This window comes from Phenylobacterium sp. RIFCSPHIGHO2_01_FULL_69_31, assembly GCF_001824475.1.
GTDB lineage: Bacteria > Pseudomonadota > Alphaproteobacteria > Caulobacterales > Caulobacteraceae > Phenylobacterium.
In genome coordinates this window covers 1-18,149 of sequence record NZ_MHXN01000038.1, presented here as the reverse complement: position 1 = coordinate 18,149, position 18,149 = coordinate 1, and the positions used below count along the sequence as shown (strand labels likewise).

The 18,149-nt window shown below is 70.0% G+C and carries 17 protein-coding genes and 3 tRNA genes; 10 read left to right on the top strand and 10 right to left on the bottom strand.

The genetic code is table 11. The annotated features are described in order from the left end of the window. Positions 1–278: 278 nt before the first annotated feature. Both A2790_RS20475 and A2790_RS20470 read left to right on the top strand, forming a co-directional pair. The gene (locus A2790_RS20475; RefSeq protein ID WP_293395741.1) at positions 279–1,454 is read left to right on the top strand and encodes an efflux RND transporter periplasmic adaptor subunit; all 1,176 of its coding nucleotides are present in this window, start codon (positions 279–281) and stop codon (positions 1,452–1,454) included. Next, positions 1,454–4,690: an efflux RND transporter permease subunit gene (locus tag A2790_RS20470; protein WP_293395755.1), complete on the top strand. Its 3,237-nt coding sequence runs from the start codon at positions 1,454–1,456 to the stop codon at positions 4,688–4,690. Before A2790_RS20475 ends, A2790_RS20470 begins: the two co-directional genes overlap by 1 nt. A gap of 287 nt (positions 4,691–4,977) precedes the next feature. Here A2790_RS20470 and A2790_RS20465 read toward each other — a convergent pair whose 3' ends face one another. Both A2790_RS20465 and A2790_RS20460 read right to left on the bottom strand, forming a co-directional pair. Further along, entirely contained in the window at positions 4,978–5,481 is a 504-nt protein-coding gene (locus A2790_RS20465) for a cytochrome c family protein (RefSeq protein WP_293395738.1), read from the bottom strand. A 215-nt stretch (positions 5,482–5,696) separates the two neighbouring features. After that, on the bottom strand, positions 5,697–6,149 hold the full coding sequence (locus A2790_RS20460) for a YaiI/YqxD family protein (RefSeq protein ID WP_293395735.1): 453 nt from the start codon (positions 6,147–6,149) through the stop codon (positions 5,697–5,699). Between the two features lie 120 nt (positions 6,150–6,269). Between A2790_RS20460 and A2790_RS20455 the strand changes: the two genes are divergently transcribed. Together A2790_RS20455 and A2790_RS20450 are read left to right on the top strand one after the other, a co-directional pair. Further along, complete coding sequence (locus A2790_RS20455; protein WP_293395733.1) at positions 6,270–6,455, top strand: hypothetical protein; 186 nt, start codon at positions 6,270–6,272, stop codon at positions 6,453–6,455. Positions 6,456–6,511: 56 nt separating this feature from the next. Continuing rightward, positions 6,512–6,587 (top strand) — tRNA-Thr (locus tag A2790_RS20450). A 505-nt stretch (positions 6,588–7,092) separates the two neighbouring features. On the opposite strand, the gene A2790_RS20445 is transcribed toward A2790_RS20450, so the two are convergent. The 5 genes from A2790_RS20445 to A2790_RS20425 all read right to left on the bottom strand — a co-directional run bounded on the left by A2790_RS20445 (position 7,093) and on the right by A2790_RS20425 (position 12,037). Beyond that, positions 7,093–7,890, bottom strand: a complete 798-nt coding sequence (locus A2790_RS20445) for an ABC transporter permease (protein WP_293395730.1) — start codon at positions 7,888–7,890, stop codon at positions 7,093–7,095. Beyond that, positions 7,887–8,774, bottom strand: a complete 888-nt coding sequence (locus tag A2790_RS20440; protein WP_293395727.1) for an ABC transporter permease subunit — start codon at positions 8,772–8,774, stop codon at positions 7,887–7,889. Before A2790_RS20440 ends, A2790_RS20445 begins: the two co-directional genes overlap by 4 nt. After that, complete coding sequence (locus A2790_RS20435; protein WP_363081377.1) at positions 8,771–9,949, bottom strand: ABC transporter ATP-binding protein; 1,179 nt, start codon at positions 9,947–9,949, stop codon at positions 8,771–8,773. Before A2790_RS20435 ends, A2790_RS20440 begins: the two co-directional genes overlap by 4 nt. Further along, positions 9,922–11,037 (bottom strand): polyamine ABC transporter substrate-binding protein, encoded by a 1,116-nt coding sequence (locus tag A2790_RS20430; protein WP_293395724.1) that lies wholly within the window; start codon positions 11,035–11,037, stop codon positions 9,922–9,924. Before A2790_RS20430 ends, A2790_RS20435 begins: the two co-directional genes overlap by 28 nt. Before the next feature lie 94 nt (positions 11,038–11,131). Beyond that, positions 11,132–12,037 carry a LysR family transcriptional regulator gene (locus A2790_RS20425; RefSeq protein ID WP_293395721.1) on the bottom strand — a complete coding sequence of 302 codons (906 nt, stop codon included), beginning with the start codon at positions 12,035–12,037 and terminating at the stop codon, positions 11,132–11,134. Between the two features lie 107 nt (positions 12,038–12,144). Here A2790_RS20425 and A2790_RS20420 point away from each other — a divergent pair, with 107 nt between their 5' ends. Together A2790_RS20420 and A2790_RS20415 are read left to right on the top strand one after the other, a co-directional pair. After that, the gene (locus A2790_RS20420) at positions 12,145–13,179 is read left to right on the top strand and encodes an aldo/keto reductase (protein ID WP_293395718.1); all 1,035 of its coding nucleotides are present in this window, start codon (positions 12,145–12,147) and stop codon (positions 13,177–13,179) included. Positions 13,180–13,220: 41 nt separating this feature from the next. Next, on the top strand, positions 13,221–13,580 hold the full coding sequence (locus A2790_RS20415) for a DMT family protein (RefSeq protein WP_293395715.1): 360 nt from the start codon (positions 13,221–13,223) through the stop codon (positions 13,578–13,580). A gap of 35 nt (positions 13,581–13,615) precedes the next feature. On the opposite strand, the gene A2790_RS20410 is transcribed toward A2790_RS20415, so the two are convergent. Further along, a complete protein-coding gene (locus A2790_RS20410; RefSeq protein ID WP_293395712.1) occupies positions 13,616–14,101 on the bottom strand; it encodes a hypothetical protein in 486 nt (161 codons plus the stop codon). A 184-nt stretch (positions 14,102–14,285) separates the two neighbouring features. Here A2790_RS20410 and metG point away from each other — a divergent pair, with 184 nt between their 5' ends. Beyond that, a complete protein-coding gene (gene metG, locus A2790_RS20405; RefSeq protein ID WP_293395707.1) occupies positions 14,286–16,073 on the top strand; it encodes a methionine--tRNA ligase in 1,788 nt (595 codons plus the stop codon). A 22-nt stretch (positions 16,074–16,095) separates the two neighbouring features. Here the strand turns inward: metG and A2790_RS20400 are convergent, their stop codons facing one another. Together A2790_RS20400 and rlmB are read right to left on the bottom strand one after the other, a co-directional pair. Further along, positions 16,096–16,809, bottom strand: a complete 714-nt coding sequence (locus tag A2790_RS20400) for a TerC family protein (RefSeq protein WP_293395704.1) — start codon at positions 16,807–16,809, stop codon at positions 16,096–16,098. 70 nt (positions 16,810–16,879) lie between these two features. Then, complete coding sequence (gene rlmB / locus A2790_RS20395; protein WP_293395701.1) at positions 16,880–17,689, bottom strand: 23S rRNA (guanosine(2251)-2'-O)-methyltransferase RlmB; 810 nt, start codon at positions 17,687–17,689, stop codon at positions 16,880–16,882. Positions 17,690–17,824: 135 nt separating this feature from the next. Here rlmB and A2790_RS20390 point away from each other — a divergent pair. From A2790_RS20390 to A2790_RS20380, 3 genes are all read left to right on the top strand, one after another. Beyond that, positions 17,825–17,911, top strand: a tRNA-Tyr gene (locus tag A2790_RS20390). 54 nt (positions 17,912–17,965) lie between these two features. Beyond that, positions 17,966–18,039 (top strand) — tRNA-Gly (locus tag A2790_RS20385). A gap of 40 nt (positions 18,040–18,079) precedes the next feature. Next, positions 18,080–18,149: hypothetical protein (locus A2790_RS20380; RefSeq protein ID WP_233245152.1), on the top strand; the 70-nt coding region annotated here is incomplete at its 3' end.

Here is an 18,149-nt window from a genome sequence, read left to right as displayed (position 1 = left end):
AGGTCTCGCGCGGAATCGGCGGCGGCCTGCCCTGGCCCGGCTGCCTGCGCAAGCTGGATCGCGAATTGCCCGGCTACGACGCGTAGTTTCCGAACTTCGCCTCAGCCTTGTGCAACCGGGCGCTCCAGCGGGGCGCCCGTTTTGCTACGGAGGCCACGTTTCAGCGTCGCAATGGTCAGCCATCCTGCTGTCACTGGACCGCGTATATGGAGCCAGCCTAAGAGCGCTTCCAACCGACAAGATGAACCGCCCGCGTGCGGCGGCCAGGGACCCGCAGTTTGATCCGACGCCATTTCTTCCTCGTCGCGGCCCTTGTGGTCCTGGCCGTCATGGTCGTCGTCGGCGGCTATAAGGTGCTGACCAAGGGCACGGCGGGCGCGGGCGGCGGTCCGGGCATGGCGCAAGGTGGGGCTCCGCAGGGCAAGGGCGGCGGCGGGCGCGGCGGCGCGTTCGGCGGGCCGACCCTGGTGTCGGTGGCGACGGTGCAGCCGCGGGTCTTCGAAGAGACCATCGAGGTGCTGGGCGTGGCCAAGGGGCGCCAGTCGGTGACCCTGACCGCCGCGGCGACCCAGCTGGTCGAGCGGGTGCGCTTCTCGGACGGCCAGCGGGTGCCTCGGGGCGCGGTGCTGGTCGAGCTGAAGGACACGGAACAGAACGCGGGCGTGGCCCAGGCCGAGGCGCGGCAGGTGGAGGCCCGGCGGGCCTACGACCGCTACCGCTCGCTGGGCGAGCAGGGCTGGGCCTCCAAGGCGCAGGTGGACCAGTACGAGGCGGCGTGGCGCTCGGCCCAGGCCGACGTCGCGGCCGCCAAGGCCCGCCAGGGCGACCGGATGATCCGCGCGCCCTTCGCGGGGGTCGTGGGCCTGTCCGACGTGGCGCCCGGGGCGCTGGTGAACCCGGGGGCGCCGATCGTGACCCTGGACGACGTCTCGGTGATCCGGGTCGATTTCCAGGTGCCCGAGCGCTACCTGGGCCAACTGCGCGAGGGGCAGTCGTTGCTGGCGACCGCGGACGCCTATCCGGGCGAGACGATCACCGGCCGGATCGCCCAGCTGGACACCCGCGTGGATGAGCGCACCCGCGCCATCACCGCCCGGGCCGAGTTCCCGAACGCGTCGGGCAAGCTGAAGCCCGGCATGCTGATCCGCGTGGGCGTCTCGCGCGGCCAGCGGACCAATCCCAGCGCGCCCGAGGCGGCCATCTCGGTCCAGGGCGATGCGGCCTTCGTCTATGTCCTGCAGTCGCGCGGGCAGGGGACGATGGTGGAGCAGCGTCCGATCGTGACGGGCCTGCGCCAGCACGGCTTCGTGGAGATCACCGACGGCGCCAAGCCGGGCGAGCGCATCGTGGCCGACGGCCTCAACAAGATCCAGCCCGGCCAGCCGGTGCGCGTCGCCGGCGCCGCGCCGCCCGCCGCAGGAGCGCGGCCCGCCACCCCGCGGCCCGCCGCATGATGCTGTCCGACATCTCGGTCCGCCGCCCGGTGTTCGCCGCCGTGGCGGCGATCATCCTGTGCGTGGTGGGCCTGGCTTCGTTCAGCGCCCTGACCGTCCGCGAGCTGCCCAGCGTGGACCCGCCGGTGGTGGGCATCTCTACCACCTACCGCGGCGCCTCGGCCGAAGTCATCGAGGAGCGGATCACCGAGCTGATCGAGCGGCAGGTCGCCGGCATCGAGGGCATCGACCGTGTGCAGTCGACCTCGCGCGACGGGGCCTCTCGGATCAACATCTCGTTCACGCTGGACCGCGACCTGGACGCGGCGGCCAACGACGTGCGCGACGCCGTCAGCCGGGTGACCGCCCAGCTGCCGGAGCAGGCGGACCCGCCGCAGATCCAGAAGGCGAACGCCGACTCCTCGCCGATCATGTTCCTGAACTTCACGTCGCAGACGATGAACCGCCTGCAGCTGTCGGACTACGCCCAGCGCTATCTGGTGGAGCGGCTGTCGACGGTGCCGGGCGTGGCGACGGTGGGGGTCGGGGGCGCCCAGTACTATTCCATGCGAATCTGGCTGAATCCCGAGGCCATGGCCTCGCGCGGGATCACCGTCGAGGACGTGGAGAGCGCGCTCTCCAGCCAGAACGCCGAGCTGCCGGCCGGCTCCCTAGAGGCGGCGGCCAAGGATTTCACCATCCGCGTGGCGCGCGGCTATGCGACGCCCGAGCAGTTCGCGCGGATGCCGATCACGCCCACGCGCAGCGCCAGCACGGCCCAGGCCTCCGCCGCCCTGGGCGGCAACGCGGCGGGCGCGGGCGCGGCCCAAGGCGCCATCCGGGACGTCACCCCGGCCACCAGCGCCCAGGCCTACATCACGCGCCTCGGCGACATCGCCCGCGTCGAGGAAGGCCCCGACGAGCGCCGGCGGCTGTTCCGCTCCAATGGCAAGGACATGGTCGGCATCGCCATCACCCGTCAGAGCCAGGCCAACGACCTGGAGATCTCGGACGGCGTGCGCGCGGCGATCGACGAGATCAACCAGACCCTGCCCAAGGGCACGCGGCTGGGGGTCTCGGTGGACTACACCGAGTTCACCCGCCACGCGATCGAGGAGGTCTGGATCACCATGGCCATCTCGCTGGGGTGCGTGGCCCTGGTGAACTTCCTCTTCCTGGGCACCTGGCGGGCGGCGCTGATCCCGTCGGTGGTGGCGCCGATCTGCATCCTTTCGACGTTCATCGTGCTGGCTCCGCTGGGCTTCTCGATCAACCTCCTGACCCTGCTGGCCCTGGTGCTCGCCATCGGCCTGGTGGTCGACGACGCCATCGTGGTGGTCGAGAACATCCAGCGGCGGATCGACGAGGGCGAGCCGCCGATCGTGGCCGCCCAGCGTGGCGCGCGGCAGGTGTTCTTCGCCGTCGTGGCCACCACCATCGTGCTGATCTCGGTGTTCGCGCCGCTGATGTTCCTGCCCGGCTTCATTGGCCGGCTGTTCGTGGAGCTGGCGGTGTCGGTGGCGGCGGCGGTGGGCTTCTCGGCCCTGCTGGCCCTGTCGCTGTCGCCGATGCTGGCGTCGAAGCTGCTGCGCCCCGCGCAGGGCGAGGGTTGGGTCGCGCGCCGGGTGGACTCGGCGATGAGCCGGCTGAAGAGCTCCTACCATGCCTCGCTGGAGAGCATGCTGGGCCGCCGCGCGGTTTCCATCGGGGCCTCGGGCCTGGTGGTGATCCTGGCCGTGGCGGCTTTCGGGATCTTCAGCGTCCTGCCGCGTGAGCTGACCCCCGAAGAGGACCGCCGCCGGGCCCAGGTCTCGTTCTCCGGCCCCGAGGGGGCGGGCTTCGACTACACCCTCGCCGCCAGCCGGCAGATCGAACAGGTCCTGATGAAGTACCTGAACGACGGCACGCTGGAGCGGTACGTCTTCGCGATGCCCCGGTTCGGAAACAACTCGTTCAACTCCGGCGGCGGCAACACCATCCTGTCGGACAAGACCGAGGTGACCGCACCGGAGCTGGCCGCCCGCCTGAACCGGGAGCTGGCCTCGGTGACCGCGGTGCGCGCCATCGTCTCGCCCGAAGGTGGGCTGCAGCGGGGCGGGCCGGGCGGCGGCGGCGGGGGCGGCACCAGCATGCAGCTGATCGCCACCGGCACCGACTATCCGGAGATCGCGCGCTGGATCCAGCCGATCCTGGCGGCGGCCAACGACAACCCCGGCCTGGCGCGGCCCCGGCTGGACTACGAGCCCACCAGCCCCCGGGTCATCGTCAACATCGACCGGGAAAAAGCCGCGGCCCTGGGCGTGCCCGCCCAGACCATCGGCCGGGCGCTGGAGACCCAGTTCGGCTCGCGGCGGGTGACGACCTACATCAAGAACGGCCAGGAGTACGACGTGCTCCTGCAGACCGACCGGGAGAACCGGCAGACCGAGCAGGACCTGGCCAAGCTCTACGTCCGCACGGCCTCGGGCGAGTCGGTGCCGTTGAGCTCGGTGGTGACCACCGAGGTGCGCGGCGACACGCCGGACCGCCCGCGGGTGGACCGCCTGCGCTCGATCAGCCTGTCGGTCCAGCTCAACCCCGGCTACTCGATGGGCGAGGCGATCCAGTTCTTCCGCGACGAGGCGGCCAAGCAGCCGGGCGCGGTGACGGTGAAGTGGGGCGGCGGGGCGCGCGACTACCTGGAGGCGTCGGGCTCGGTGGGCCTGGCCTTCGCCATGGCGCTGCTGCTGGTCTTCCTGGTGCTGGCGGCCCAGTTCGAGAGCTGGATCCACCCGGCGGTGATCATGCTGACCGTGCCCGTGGCGGCGGTGGGCGGGCTGTTCGGCCTGCTGCTGGTGGATTCCTCGATCAACACCTACAGCCAGATCGGACTGATCATCCTGATCGGGATCGCGGCCAAGAACGGCATCCTGATCGTCGAGTTCGCCAACCAGCTCCGGGACGAGGGGCTGTCGATCCGTGAGGCCGTGATCGAGAGCGCGTCCCTGCGCCTGCGGCCGATCATCATGACCTCGATCTCGGCGGCCGCGGGCGCGATCCCGCTGATCGTCTGGGGCGGGGCCGGCGGCGAGGCGCGCAAGACCATCGGGGTGACCATCTTCTTTGGGGCGATCTTCGCCACCCTGGTCACGCTGTTCATCGTGCCGGTGTTCTACAACCTGCTGGCCCGGTTCACGAAGTCGCCCATGGCCACGGCCCGGCGGATCGAAGCCTTCGAGGAGGCCGAGAAGGCCCGCGTCGCCAACGCGGCGGAATAGAGCCGCCTAGCACCGGTCCTTCTCCTGCCCTTGAGGGTGAGGAGAGGCCGCTTCTAGGCCCAGCGGAATGTTGCTGCGCCACACGCCGCGCCCCGGCCGGCGCCAGGGTCCTGTGCAAAAGGGGGGGTGTCAGGTCCCTGGGCCCGGCCGGTGACGGGGGGCGTCACCCTTCGGAACGGGGTGTCGAGTGACAGATGCTCTCTTCATCGACGCCCACACCATGGAGGTGTGGGCGCTGCGCGTCAAGGTTGTCTGTGCGCGAAATCTTGCGCTTGTCGGGCGAGTGGCTACTGCGCCTTGTGGCCGGTCTCGACCATCAGGAAGGCGATCAGGTCCGTGCGGTCCTTGGCGTCCTTCAGGCCCGCGAACGACATCTTGGTGCCGGGCAGGTAGGTCTGCGGCTTGGCCAGCCATTGGTCGAGGTGATTGGCGTCCCAGACCCAGCCGGCGTTCTTCAGCGCGTCGGAGTATTTGAAGTCGGGGTTGCTGGCGGACTTCTTGCCGAACACGCCGTGCAGGTTGGGGCCGGTCATGTTGGCGCCGCCGGGCGCGATGGTGTGGCACGACTGGCAAAGGGCGAAGCGGGACTTGCCGTTGGCCAGGTCGGCGGTGTTGTAGGGCGCGGGATACGAGGCCAGGATCGCCTGCTTCTCGGCGTCGCTGAGCTTGGGCGCCTCGGGCGCGGCGGCGGCCGTGTCGGCCGAGGTCCCGGCCGGGTCCTCCTGGGGCTTGCCGCAGGCCGCGACGAGGGTGGCCAGCGTGGCGGCGGCGAGGATCGGTCCCAGGCGCATGAAAATCTCCGGCTTCAAAAATCGCCGGCAAGCTAGCGCGGCCTTGGCCAGACGCAAGCGGCTCTGGGCAAATGCGTCTTTCTCCTCACCCGTAGGGGGAGGGGGACCATGCGCAGCATGATGGAGGGGGGCATACCGGGAGCGCCGAGGGTGGGGCGTTCCCCCTCCACCGCGTGCCGCGGTCCCCCTCCCCCTACGGGTGAGGAGAGGAGGGCTTAGCGGCGCTTGCGGCGCTCGCGGTTCACGGCCTCGTCCAGGGCCTGGAGGAAGCGGGAGCGGTCGGCGGGGCCGAAGGGGCGGGGGCCGCCGGTGATCTCGCCGGTGGAGCGGATGTGCTCCATGATCGAGCGCTGGGCGAGGGCCGAGCCGATGGAATCGTGGGTGAACGCCCGGCCGTTCGGCGCGATGGCCGCCGCGCCCGCCTTCAGCACGCGGTCGGCGAGGGGAATGTCGTTGGTGACCACGATGTCGCCGGGCTGCGCCTCGCCGGCGATCCAGTCGTCGGCCACGTCGGGACCGGCGTCGACGATCCGGCGCTCGATCAAAGTGGACTGCGGGATCTGGATGAAGCTGTTCGAGACAACCCAGGTCTTCAGGCCGTAGCGGGCGGCGACCTTGTAGGTCTCGTCCTTCACGGGACAGGCGTCCGCGTCGATGAAGATGCGCATGGCCTGCGCTTACATGAGTTTCCGGCCCGGCTCACGCGCCTTTGATCCTCAAGGCGCGGACATCGCGCCACCCTCGGGCTTATATGTTGGGAGATGGGGAGGTTCAGAAGAGGTGACCCCATGGAAGACTACTGGCTGAGAGCGCTGGACGACGCCAGGCAGGCCGAGGAGCGGGCGAAGGCGCTGCGCGCCCGCTTCGGCGACGCCGCCGAAGACCGCTGCCGGGCCGAACTGCAGAGCTTCGCCGACCGCGACCCCCGCCGCCGCCGCGTGGCCGACGTGTTCCGGGCGCTGCGCTGGACGTGATCAGAGGGCCTTGGCGCCGGCCCCGCGAGCCAGCATAACCGGCCCGCCCTGCGCGGGCCGGATTAGCTCAGCTGGTAGAGCAGCGGTTTTGTAAACCGAAGGTCGCGGGTTCGAGTCCTGCATCCGGCACCATTCTCTCTCGCGTCCGTTCGCGCCTCCTCGCCCTCCGAGCGAAGCGAAGAGAGGGGAGAGGGTAGGGAGAGGGGCGGTGCAGGCGGCTCGGCTTGTACGACGGTCCGGCCATGGCTCACCTTCAGCCACTCGAAGGGCGCGGCCTGCACTCGTCTGACTCCTCGACGCATGCGGCGGCGAGCATTCTTGGATGGTCCTGGCTGAACCGGGAGCGGCGGTGGCGAGGCCTGCGCCGCCCCTCTCCCTACCCTCTCCCCTCTTGCTTCGCGGGGGGAAGAGGAGGCGTCCTCATGACTAAGGTGAGCGCCAGCGAATCACTCCGGCCCACCCCTTGCATCGCGCCGTTCGCAAGTCGGGGGCGCGTGCCGAGACGGGACGCAACGCCACCGGCGGCTCGGTGCGCCTGGGGGGTGGCCGGGCCCAACGTCTGTAGGACGTTGGCTGCAGGCGGTCCGGCACAGCGGCGCGTAGGGTCACATTGCCCTGGCCGGACCGTCTGCGGCGTTCATCGGTTCAGGACATCGCGGCGGCAGCGGCGCTGCTGGGCCAGGTAGGCGGCGATGACGCCCGTGGCCACGAGGCCGATCAGCAGGGTCGAGACGGCGTTGATCTTGGGATCCACGCCGAGCCGCACCTGGCTGTAGAGCCGCATGGGCAGGGTGGTGGCTCCGGGCCCCGACGTGAAGCTGGCGATGACCAGGTCGTCGAGCGACAGGGTGAAGGCCAGCATCCAGGCGGCCGCGACGGCCGGGGCGATACCGGGCAGGGTGACCAGCGCGAAGGCCTTCCAGGGCGGGCAACCCAGGTCCTGGGCGGCCTCCTCCAGGCTGCGGTCGAACGCCGCCAGGCGCGCCTGCACCACCACGGTGGCGTAGGCGAGGGTCAGGGTGGCGTGGCTGAGCGTCACGGTCCAGAAGCCCCGGGGCAGGCCCAGGGACACGAACAGCAGCAGCAGCGACAGGCCCAGGATCACCTCGGGCATGACCAGGGTGGCGTAGATGCCGCCGGCCAGGGCGGTTCGCCCGCCGAAGCGGCCGCGCGTGAGGGCCAGGGCCGCCGCGACGCCGACGGCGGTGGCCAGGGTGGCGGAGATCACGCCGACGCGCAGGGTGACCCAGACGGCGTCCAGCATCTGGGCGTCCTGGAACAGCGCCACGTACCAGCGGGTGGAGAAGCCGCCCCAGACGGTCACCAGCCGGCTGGCGTTGAAGGAATAGACCACCAGGATGGCGATGGGCGCGTAGAGGAAGACGAGGCCCAGGACCACCGAGGCGACGTTGAAGGCGGAGGGGCCGCGTTTCATCCGCGCAGCACCTTGGCCTGCTGGCGCTCGAACAAGAGGATCGGAACCACCAGGGTGGCCAGCAGGACGATGGCCACGGCCGAGGCGGCCGGCCAGTCGCGGTTGGCGAAGAACTCGGTCCAGATCACCCGGCCCAGCATCAGGGTCTCGGAGCCGCCCAGGAGGTCCGGGATCACGAACTCGCCGGCCATGGGGATGAAGCAGAGCAGGGCGCCGGCGGCCGCGCCGGGAATCGAGAGCGGGAAGGTCACCCGCCAGAAGGCCGACAGCGGCGTGGCCCCCAGGTCCTGCGCCGCCTCGATCAGGCTCTCGTCCTGCTTCTCCAGCACGGCGTAGAGCGGGAGGACCATGAACGGCAGGTAGGCGTAGACGAGGCCGAGGAGGACGGCGGTCTCGGTGTTGAGGATGTCCACGGGCGGCAGGCCGAGCGCGCCCAGGGCGGCGTTGAGCAGGCCGGCGGGCTTCAGAATGGCGATCCAGGCGTAGATGCGGATCAGGAAGCTGGTCCAGAACGGCAGGATCACCGCCATGACCAGTGCCTGGCGCATGGCCGGCGGGCAGCGGCTGATCCCATAGGCGATGGGATAGCCGATGAGAAGCAGCAGGCCCGTGCCGGTGGCGGCGATCCTGAGGCTGGAGAGATAGGCGTCGAGATAGAGGCGGTCGCGGGTGAGCCGGGCGTAGGTCTCGCCGTCCAGGGCTGCGAAGAAGGCCTTGAGGCCCGCCAGTCCCTGGCTCCAGTCGATGCGCGGGGCGTAGGGCGGCATGGCCAGGGCCGTGTCGGACAGCGACAGCTTGGCCACCAGCAGGAAGGGGAAGGCGAAGAACAGCGCCAGCCACAGGAAGGGCAGGATGGCGGCCAGGCCCGAGCGGTCGCGCCTCATCGGGTGAGGACCACGGCGCTGGAGGGGGCGAAGGTGAGCCAGACCGCATCGCCACAGCCCAGGGGCCGCTCGACGGTGCGGGTGGTGTTGGCGCGGGCGACGCGGACCAGGCGGCCGGGCGCGATCTCGACCAGATAGGTGGTCCAGTCGCCGAGGTAGCCATAGTCGTGGACCCGGCCGGCCAGGACGTTGGGGCCGGGCGGCGGCGGCTCGGTATGGACGGCGACCTTTTCCGGGCGGACCCCGATCCAGGCGGTCTCGCCCACCGGCCCTGCGCCGTCGGCCTCGAAGGTTCCGTCCGGCCCGGCCAGGCGGACGCGGCCGCCCTCGGAGTGCGCCACTCGGCCTTCGAAGAGGTTCACATCGCCGATGAAGCCGGCGACGTAGCGGTCGGCGGGCGCCTCGTAGACCTCGCCCGGGCGGCCCACCTGGACGATCTCGCCCTCGCGCATGACGGCGATCCGGTCGGCCACCACCATGGCCTCGTCCTGGTCGTGGGTGACGATCATGAACGTCATGCCCAGGCTCTGCTGAAGGGTCATGAGCTCGAACTGGGTCTCGTCGCGCAGCTTCTTGTCGAGGGCGGCCATGGGCTCGTCCAGGAGCAGGATGCGGGGGCGGGGGGCGATGGCCCGGGCCAGGGCCACCCGCTGTTGTTGGCCGCCTGAGAGCTGGTCGGGGCGGCGGCCGCCCAGGCCTTCCAGCTTCATGAGCGCCAGCATTTCCTCGACTCGCGCGGCGATCTCGCGCCGGGGCAGGCCCTGGCGCCTGAGGCCGAAGGCGATGTTCCGGGCGACGCTGAGGTGCGGGAAGAGGGCGTAGGCCTGGAACATCATGTGGACCGGCCGCCGGTGCGGCGGGTCGGCGGCGATGTCGCGGCCCTCCAGCAGGATCCGGCCCGCGTCGGGCGTCTCGAACCCGGCCAGCATCCGCATCAGGGTGGTCTTGCCGCAGCCGGAGGGGCCGAGGAGGGCGAAGAACTCCCGCTCGTAGATGGAGACGTCGACGCCACGCACGGCCGGCGCGCCGGCGAACGCCTTGGAGACGCCCTCGAAGCGCACGAGCGGGCGCGCCGCGGGGTCTTCCCACGGCGCGAAGGTGTCGCGGACGCCGCCGATCTGCGGCCGGGCGGGTGGGGGCCGCTCGCTCAACGCCCGGTCAGCACCCGGGTCCACTGGCGGTTCACCTCGCGCAGCAGGTCCTGGTCCTTGGTGGTGGTGACGAAGAGGCGCTTGGAGACCTCCGGCGTAGGATAGACGTTGGGGTCGTTGCGGATCGCCTCGTCCACCAGCGGCGTCGCGGCCGCGTTGGCGTTGGCGTACTGGGTGTAGTTCGACGCCTTGGCGATGATCTCCGGCCGCAGCATGAAGGCGATGAACTTGTGCGCCGCGGCAGGGTTGGGCGCGTCCTTGGGGATGGTGAAGACGTCGAACCACACCTGGCTGCCCTCCTTGGGCACGGCGTAGGCGACGGTGACGCCGTTCTTCGCCTCCTCGGCGCGGGCCTTGGCCTGCAGGACGTCGCCCGAGTAGCCGATGGCCAGGCAGATGTCCCCGTTGGCCAGGGCGTCGATGTATTCGGAGGAGTGGAACTTCCGCACGAAGGGCCGCACCTGCATCAGCATGGCGGTGGCGGCCTCGTAGTCGGCGGGGGCCTTCGAGTTCGGGTCCTTGCCCAGGTAGTGCAGGGCGACCGCGTACATGTCCTCCGAGGCGTCGAGGAAATAGACGCCGCAGTCCTTCAGCTTGGCCAGGACCAGCGGGTTGAACACCACGTTCCAGCTGTCGATCTTCACCCCCGGCAGGCGCTTGGCCACCGCCTCGGCGTTGTAGCCGATGCCGATAGTGCCCTGCATGTAGGGGACGGCGTAGGCCGCGCCGGGATCGAACGGCGCCAGGTGGGCCATCAGGTCGGGCGACAGCTTGTCGAGGCCGGGAAGCTGGGCCTTGTCCAGCGGGCGGATCGCGCCGGCGGCGATGTAGCGGGGCAGGTTGTGGTTGGAAGGGACGACGAGATCGTACCCCGTGCCGCCCTGCAGCACCTTGGTCTCGAGCACCTCGTTGGAATCGAAGGTGTCGTAGCTGACCTTGATCCCGGTCTCCTTGGTGAACTGGGTCAAGAGGTCGGGGTCGATGTAGTCGGACCAGTTGTAGATCCGCAGCGTCCCGCCAGCCTCGGCGCCCGCCTTCTCGCCCGTCTTCGGACTGCAGGCCGCTACCGCCAGCGCCGCCGCGAGCGCCAAACCCCTCAGAACTGCGTGCATCCCAACCCTCCCCAGAACGGGCGCGACTATAGGGCCCGCGGCGCCGGAGTTAAGCCCTTCCTGGCGACAAGCGAGGCGATCGGGGGCGGCTGCCTCAGCCGAGGTCGACAGCGTCGGCCAGGAAGTCGATGAAGGCCCGCACGCGCGCCGGCAGGTCGCCTCGACCGCCCACGTAGACGGCATGCACGGCCTGCAGGTCTCCGGGGTTGAGGTCTTCCAGGATCGGGACGAGCCGGCCCGCCGCGATATCGGGGCCTATGTGCCAGAGCGCCAGGCGGGCGATCCCCACACCGGCCAGAGCCATCCGCCGCGAGGTCTCGCCGTCGCCCGCCTTGGCGTTGCCGCAGGCCGGCAGAGTGGACGGGCCCAGCGGCCCCCGGAAGGGCCACTCCTCGAACGCCCGCGCGAAGTTGAACCCGATGCGGTTGTGGCGTTCCAACGCCTCCAGTCCGTGCGGCGTCCCGCGCGCCGCGAGGTAGGCGGGCGAGGCAACCACCGCCATCCGGCTTTCGCCAAGCTTTCGGGCCGTGAGCTGGGAACCCTGCAGCGGCCCGGTGCGGATGGCGACGTCGGCGCGCTCGCCCATCAGGTCGATCACCACGTCGCTGAGCGTGACGTCGAGAAGGATCTCGGGGTGTGTCTCGAGGAACCGAGGCAGGAGCGGCAAGAGGTGGCGCCGCCCGAAGGCGACGTTGCAGTTCACCTGCACCCGGCCCTGGGGCCTGGCCCCCGACGCCACCGCCCGCTCAGCTTCGTCCAGGTCGGCCAGCACGCGGACCGCGCGCTCGTGGAAGGCGGCGCCCTCTGCCGTGAGCTGCAGCTTGCGGGTCGAGCGGGCGAAGAGCCGGGCGCCCAGCCGTGACTCCAGCCGCGCCACCAGCTTGCTCACCGCCGAGGGGGTCATCCGCAGGCTGCGGGCCGCAACGGAGAAGCCGCCGTATTCCACCACCCGCACGAAGACTTCCATCTCGCCCGAGCGGTTAGTCTCTGAACGCGGCATAGGATTTCAATTCACAGGTGATGTTCCTGATGGGGCTCTAATTCAAATGCCGGGACCGGGCATCTCTTCGCGACGCTTGGGCATTTCCCTGCGATCAGGAGCTTTCGATGGAGTACCGCAATCTCGGCGCCTCGGGCCTGAAGGTCCCGATCCTCAGCTTCGGGGCGGGCACGTTCGGGGGACAGGGGCCGCTGTTCAGCGCCTGGGGACGCACCGACGCTGCCGAAGCCCGCCGGTTGATCGACCTGTGCCTCGAGGTGGGTGTCACCCTGTTCGACACCGCTGACGTCTATTCGAACGGCGCGTCGGAGGAGGTGCTGGGCGAGGCGATCCGCGGCCGGCGCGGGCACGTGATGATCTCCACCAAGCTCGGCCTTCCCATGGGCGAGGCGCCGGGCGAGGCGGGCACGTCCCGCCGGCGGATCGTCGCGGGTGTCGAGGCGGCGCTGCGGCGCCTTGGGATCGACCACATCGACCTGCTGCAGTTGCACGCCTTCGACGCGGCCACGCCCGTGGAGGAGGTGCTCTCGGCGCTGGACGCCCTGATCCGCGCCGGGAAGGTCGGCTACGTGGGCGCCTCGAACTTCTCGGGCTGGCAACTGATGAAATCGCTGGCGGTCGCCGACCGCCACGGCTGGCCGCGTTACGTCGCTCACCAAGCCTACTATTCGCTGGTGGGACGCGACTACGAGTGGGAGCTGATGCCGCTGGCCCACGACCAGGGGGTCGGCGCGGTGGTGTGGAGCCCGCTCGGCTGGGGCCGCCTGACAGGCAAGATCCGCCGCGGAAGCCCGCCGCCGAAGAACAGCCGCCTGCACGATACCGCCCAGTTCGGCCCGCCGGTGGATGAGGCGCGGCTGTATCGTGTCGTCGACGTGCTGGACGAGATCGCGGCGGAGACGGGCCGGACCGTCCCCCAGATCGCGCTCAACTGGCTGCTGCAGCGGCCGACCGTGTCCACCGTCGTCATCGGCGCACGCAACGAAGCCCAGCTACGGGACAACCTGGGCGCCGTAGGCTGGGCCCTTTCGGCGGAGCAGGTGGCGCGGCTCGATACGGCGAGCTTCGTCGAACCGCCCTACCCGTACTATCCGTACTGGCGCGACGGCGGCTTCAAGCGGCTCAATCCACCGCCCGTGTGAGGTCGCGAATCCCTTGAGAATGGGCGGGTCGACTGGAGCCCGTGCCGATGAGCGCCCCCTGGAACTTCGTCGCCCCCGTGCTGATGCTGGTGGCCTCCAACGTGTTCATGACCTTCGCCTGGTACGGCCACCTGAAGGTGGAGCACCGGCCGCTCTGGATCATCGTGATGGTGAGCTGGGGGATCGCCTTCTTTGAGTACTGGCTGGCGGTGCCGGCCAACCGGATCGGGCGGCAGGTCTACGACCCGGCCGAACTGAAGGCGATGCAGGAGGTGATCACGCTCGCGGTTTTCGCGGTGTTCTCGGTGGCCTACCTGGGCGAGCGGTTCACCCTGAACCACGGCGTGGGATTCGCCTTCATCGCCCTGGGCGCGTTCTTCGTCTTCAAGGGACCGTTGTAAGGACGGCGCCGGGCGGACCCGGCGCCGCAGAAAGGCTATTTGCCGGCCGGCGATGCGCCCGCGGGGACCATGGCGACCACCTCGTTGGTCTTGGAGATGAACTTCACCCCCTTGACCCGCCCGTCCTTGTAGCGGTCCCAGCCGCTCTTGACCTCGACCGGCGTCGGGCCGGCGGCGCCGGGGGCGGCGGGCTTCTGGGCGACGACGTCCACCTCGTAGATCCCGTCCGGCGGCGTGGCCGCATAGACCCGGGGCAGGAAGCCCACCTGGGTCCAGCCGGCGCCGTCGGTGCTGGCCTTGGCCTCCAGGTTCAGGCCCCCGCCGGCGTCCGTGCTGACGCTGGCGGACTGGATCGAGAGGACCTGTTCCTGGCCCGCATAGAGGGGCGCCTGCCGGGCCAGCGATTTCTTCGGCGCCTCGGCCTGGGCTTCCGCCGCCGGGGTCTCCGTGGTCTTCTCGCTGCAGGCCGCCAACAGCAGACAAGCCGCCGCAGCCGCGAACGGGATCGCGTTTCTCAGCATTTCCAACCTCCCAATCCGGGCGGTTCGCTCTTCTGGCGACTCAGGGTCCGCCGTTCCGCCCCGTCGGTGGAGTTTGCGCGTATGCTCCCGCTTGGCGAGCAATTCTTGCAACGCCGGCTTTGGCGAACCACCTGGGCGGCCTATAAGCCCCGGTTCCCTGGCAAGACCACGTCCCTGAAGGCCCATGTCCCGCATCCTCATCACCTCGGCCCTGCCGTACATCAACGGGATCAAGCACCTCGGCACCCTGGCGGGCTCGATGCTGCCGGCCGACGTCTATGCGCGGTTCCAGCGGGCCCGCGGGCGCGAGACGCTCTACATCTGCGCGACGGACGAACACGGCACGCCGACCGAGCTGGCCGCCGCGGAAGCGGGCCTGGACCCGGCGACCTTCTGCGCCCAGGCGCACGATGTGCAGCACGACCTGGGCCGCCGGTTCGGCCTGTCGTGGGACCACTTCGGCCGCTCGTCCTCGCCGCAGAACCACCGCCTGACGCAGAAGTTCGCCCGCGAGCTCTGGGAGGCCGGCTTCATCGAGGAGCGGGTCACCCAGCAGGTCTATTCGCACACCGACAAGCGCTTCCTGCCCGACCGCTATGTCATCGGCACCTGCCCGCACTGCGGCTACGAGGCCGCGCGCGGCGACCAGTGCGAGAATTGCACCCGGGTGCTGGACCCGGCCGACCTGTTGCACCCGCGCTCGGCGGTGTCGGGCTCGACGGACATCGAGATCCGCGGGTCCAAGCACCTGTTCCTGCGTCAGAGCCTGTTCTCCGACAAGCTGCGGTCCTGGATCGAGAGCAAGCGCGGGACCTGGCCCCTGCTGGTGACGTCCATCGCGCTGAAGTGGCTGGATGAGGGGCTCCAGGACCGCGGCATCACCCGCGACTTGGAGTGGGGCGTGCCGGTCAACGCCTGGGAATGGGGCGCGAACCCCGACGGCCAGACGCCCGACATCGAGGGTCTGGCGGGCAAGGTTTTCTACGTCTGGTACGATGCGCCCATCGAGTACATCGGGGCCACCGCCGAATGGGCCGACGCCCGCGCCGCGGAGGCCGGGACCGGCCCGGCGCCGGACGCAACCTGGGAACGCTGGTGGAAGGGGCCCGAGGCGGCCGACGTCACCTATGTCCAGTTCATGGGCAAGGACAACGTGCCGTTCCACACGGTGGGCTTTCCCTGCACGCTCATGGGCGTGAATGCGCGCGAGGCCTCCCCGTGGAAGCTGGTCGACGAGCTGAAGGGCTTCAACTGGCTGGACTACTACGGCGGCAAGTTCTCGACCTCGCAGAAGCGCGGCGTGTTCATGGACCATGCGCTGGAGCTGCTGCCGCCCGACTACTGGCGCTGGTGGATCATGGCCAATGCGCCGGAGACCTCGGATGCGACCTTCGGCTGGGAGCAGTTCCAGGCGCAGGTGAACGCCGACCTGGCCGACGTGCTGGGCAACTTCGTGAACCGCATCTGCAAGTTCACCGAGAGCCGCTTCGACGGGATCGTGCCGGAGGGTGGGGCGCCCGGCGCTCTGGACGAGAACCTGGAGGCGGACGTCCTGGCCAAGCTGCGCGAGTACACCGGCTTCATGGAGGACCGCGAATACCGCAAGTCGGCGACGGCCCTGCGCCAGCTTTGGGTGCTGGGCAACCAGTACCTGACCGAGGCGGCGCCCTGGACGGCCATCAAGACCGAACGCGAGCGCGCGGCCGTGGCGGTGCGCTATGGCCTGAACCTGGCGGCCCTGTTCGCCAAGGTGTCGGAGCCGTTCATCCCCTTCGCCTGCGAGAAGATCTCCGAGGCCCTGGGCGAGCCTTTCCCGGCGACGTGGCCGTCGCTGGACGGGCAGGGGGTGCTGTCGGCGCTGGAGCCAGGCCGGACCATCCGCGCCCCCGAGGTGCTGTTCCGCAAGGTCGAGGACGCCCAGGTCGCCGAATGGCGCGAGCGCTTCGGCGGGCCGGAGGCGGAGGGGGCGTAAGGCCCCCTGCCGGCGCCGGCCGTCAGTGCGCCGGGGCCGGGGCCTTCGGCTTAATGTCGAGGACGTCCGGCATGACCTCGTTGTACTCCGCCGTGTAGCCGAGGTCGGCCACCACATCCTGATGGCCCTGCCACATCATGTGCAGCGCCACGTACAGCACGATCGCCAGGCCTACGAAGCCGATCCAGCGGTACTTGTGCAGCAGGCGGGCGATGCCGTGCGCCGCCACGCCCATCAGGGCGATCGACAGGATGAGGCCGAAAACCAGGATGGTGGGATGCTCGCGGGCCGCGCCGGCGACCGCCAGCACGTTGTCCAGCGACATCGAGACGTCGGCGATCAGAATCTGGATCAGGGCGTCCTTGAAGGTCTTCGGCTTGACCTTGGGCTCGGTGGACGGGTCGTCGTCCATGGCGGCCTCGGCGGCCACCTCCTCGGCGGAGGCCTGGTCGCGCAGCTCGCGCCACATCTTCCAGCAGACCCAGAGCAGCAGCAGGCCACCGGCGAACAGCAGGCCGACGATGCCGAGCAGCTGGGTGGTGATCAGGGCGAAGCCGATGCGGGTGACCACCGCGGCGACCAGGCCCCAGAAGATCGCCTTGCGTCTCTGTTCGGGAGGCAGGCCCCCGGCCGCAAGGCCCACCGCGACGGCGTTGTCGCCGGCGAGCACCAGGTCGATCATCAGGACTTGCAGGAGGGCGGACAGGGCGCCGGGGCTGAAGAGCTCTTCGAACATCCGGCCTCAATGCGTCAGGCGGCGGCCGGCTGCAACAGTCGAGCCGCATGGACGGCCGGCGCGGGTCCGCTCAGCGCCGCGGCCGTGAGGCCTCGTAGAGGGCGACGGCGGCGGCGGCCGAGACGTTCAGGCTCTCGAAGCCGCCGGGCATGGCGATCTTCGCCAGTTCGTCGCAGTGCTCGGCCACCAGTCGGCGCAGGCCCTCGCCCTCGGACCCCAGGACGAGGACGGTCGGCGCGCCATCCAGCACTTCGTCCAGGCCCCGCTCGGCCTCGCCGGCCAGGCCGACCGCGCGCCAACCAGCCTTGGAAAGCTCGTCGATGGCGCGGGAGAGGTTGACCACCCGGGCGACGGGCACCTGTTCGACGGCGCCGGCGGCGGCCTTGGCCAGGGCGCCGGTGAGCTTGGGGGCATTGCGGTCCTGAAGGACCATGCCGGCCGCGCCGAAGGCGGCGGCCGAGCGCAGGATGGCGCCGACGTTCTGCGGGTCGGTCACCTGGTCGAGGATCAGCAGCACCGCACCGGGGCGAGGCTCGAAGTCCGAAAGGTCCGCGTCCTCGAGCGGGGCGGGCCGCAGGGCGATTCCCTGGTGCACCGCGCCCTGCGGGAGATTGAGGCCGATCTGGTGGGCGTCGGCCACCTCCATGACCGCCTGGCGGCCGAACTTCGCCTCGACCTGCCGGGCCTTATCCGGCGTGGCCACCAGGCGCAGCGGCGCGCCGCGCCGGGGATTCGCCAGCGCAGCCTCCACCGCGTGCCAGCCCCAGATCCAGTCGTCGGACAGGTTGGCCGGCCGACGGTCCTGGCGGCCCTGACCCTGGGGTTTGGGGCGGAATTTCCGACCCTTTCGGGCGTCGTTGCGTTCCGTAGGCGAGGCCACTATAAGACGCGCTCCGATTTGGGGCCCCCTCGGTGGGCCGCCGCTTTTGGACATCGAGCTGGGCGCTTTACGCCCCTCGCGTCCCCGGGCGGAAGCCTTTTCTCAGAAGGCCCCAAAGAAGGCTCCGAGCGCGCTGGGGGAATGTCCCGAGTGGCAAAGGGGGGGGACTGTAAATCCCCTGCTGTAATGGCTTCGTAGGTTCGAGTCCTACTTCCCCCACCACGCGCCGGATCGAATTTTGAACTGAGGAGTTGCGGCGGCCCCGCAAGTGGTTTGGCGGGTATAGCACAATGGTAGTGCAGCAGCCTTCCAAGCTGAGGATGCGGGTTCGATTCCCGCTACCCGCTCCAACTCCTTGAACGACAGCAACGCAACGCCGGCAGGACCCTGATGGCCAAAGAGAAGTTCGAACGCAACAAGCCGCACTGCAACATCGGCACGATCGGTCACGTTGACCATG

Coding starts and splice junctions, on each gene's coding strand:
- A2790_RS20470 (WP_293395755.1), top strand. CDS start 1,454: ATGCTGTCCGACATCTCGGTCCGCCGCCCGGTGTTCGCCGCCGTGGCG.
- A2790_RS20465 (WP_293395738.1), bottom strand. CDS start 5,481: ATGCGCCTGGGACCGATCCTCGCCGCCGCCACGCTGGCCACCCTCGTC.
- A2790_RS20460 (WP_293395735.1), bottom strand. CDS start 6,149: ATGCGCATCTTCATCGACGCGGACGCCTGTCCCGTGAAGGACGAGACC.
- A2790_RS20455 (WP_293395733.1), top strand. CDS start 6,270: ATGGAAGACTACTGGCTGAGAGCGCTGGACGACGCCAGGCAGGCCGAG.
- A2790_RS20445 (WP_293395730.1), bottom strand. CDS start 7,890: ATGAAACGCGGCCCCTCCGCCTTCAACGTCGCCTCGGTGGTCCTGGGC.
- A2790_RS20440 (WP_293395727.1), bottom strand. CDS start 8,774: ATGAGGCGCGACCGCTCGGGCCTGGCCGCCATCCTGCCCTTCCTGTGG.
- A2790_RS20430 (WP_293395724.1), bottom strand. CDS start 11,037: ATGCACGCAGTTCTGAGGGGTTTGGCGCTCGCGGCGGCGCTGGCGGTA.
- A2790_RS20425 (WP_293395721.1), bottom strand. CDS start 12,037: ATGCCGCGTTCAGAGACTAACCGCTCGGGCGAGATGGAAGTCTTCGTG.
- A2790_RS20420 (WP_293395718.1), top strand. CDS start 12,145: ATGGAGTACCGCAATCTCGGCGCCTCGGGCCTGAAGGTCCCGATCCTC.
- A2790_RS20410 (WP_293395712.1), bottom strand. CDS start 14,101: ATGCTGAGAAACGCGATCCCGTTCGCGGCTGCGGCGGCTTGTCTGCTG.
- metG (WP_293395707.1), top strand. CDS start 14,286: ATGTCCCGCATCCTCATCACCTCGGCCCTGCCGTACATCAACGGGATC.
- A2790_RS20400 (WP_293395704.1), bottom strand. CDS start 16,809: ATGTTCGAAGAGCTCTTCAGCCCCGGCGCCCTGTCCGCCCTCCTGCAA.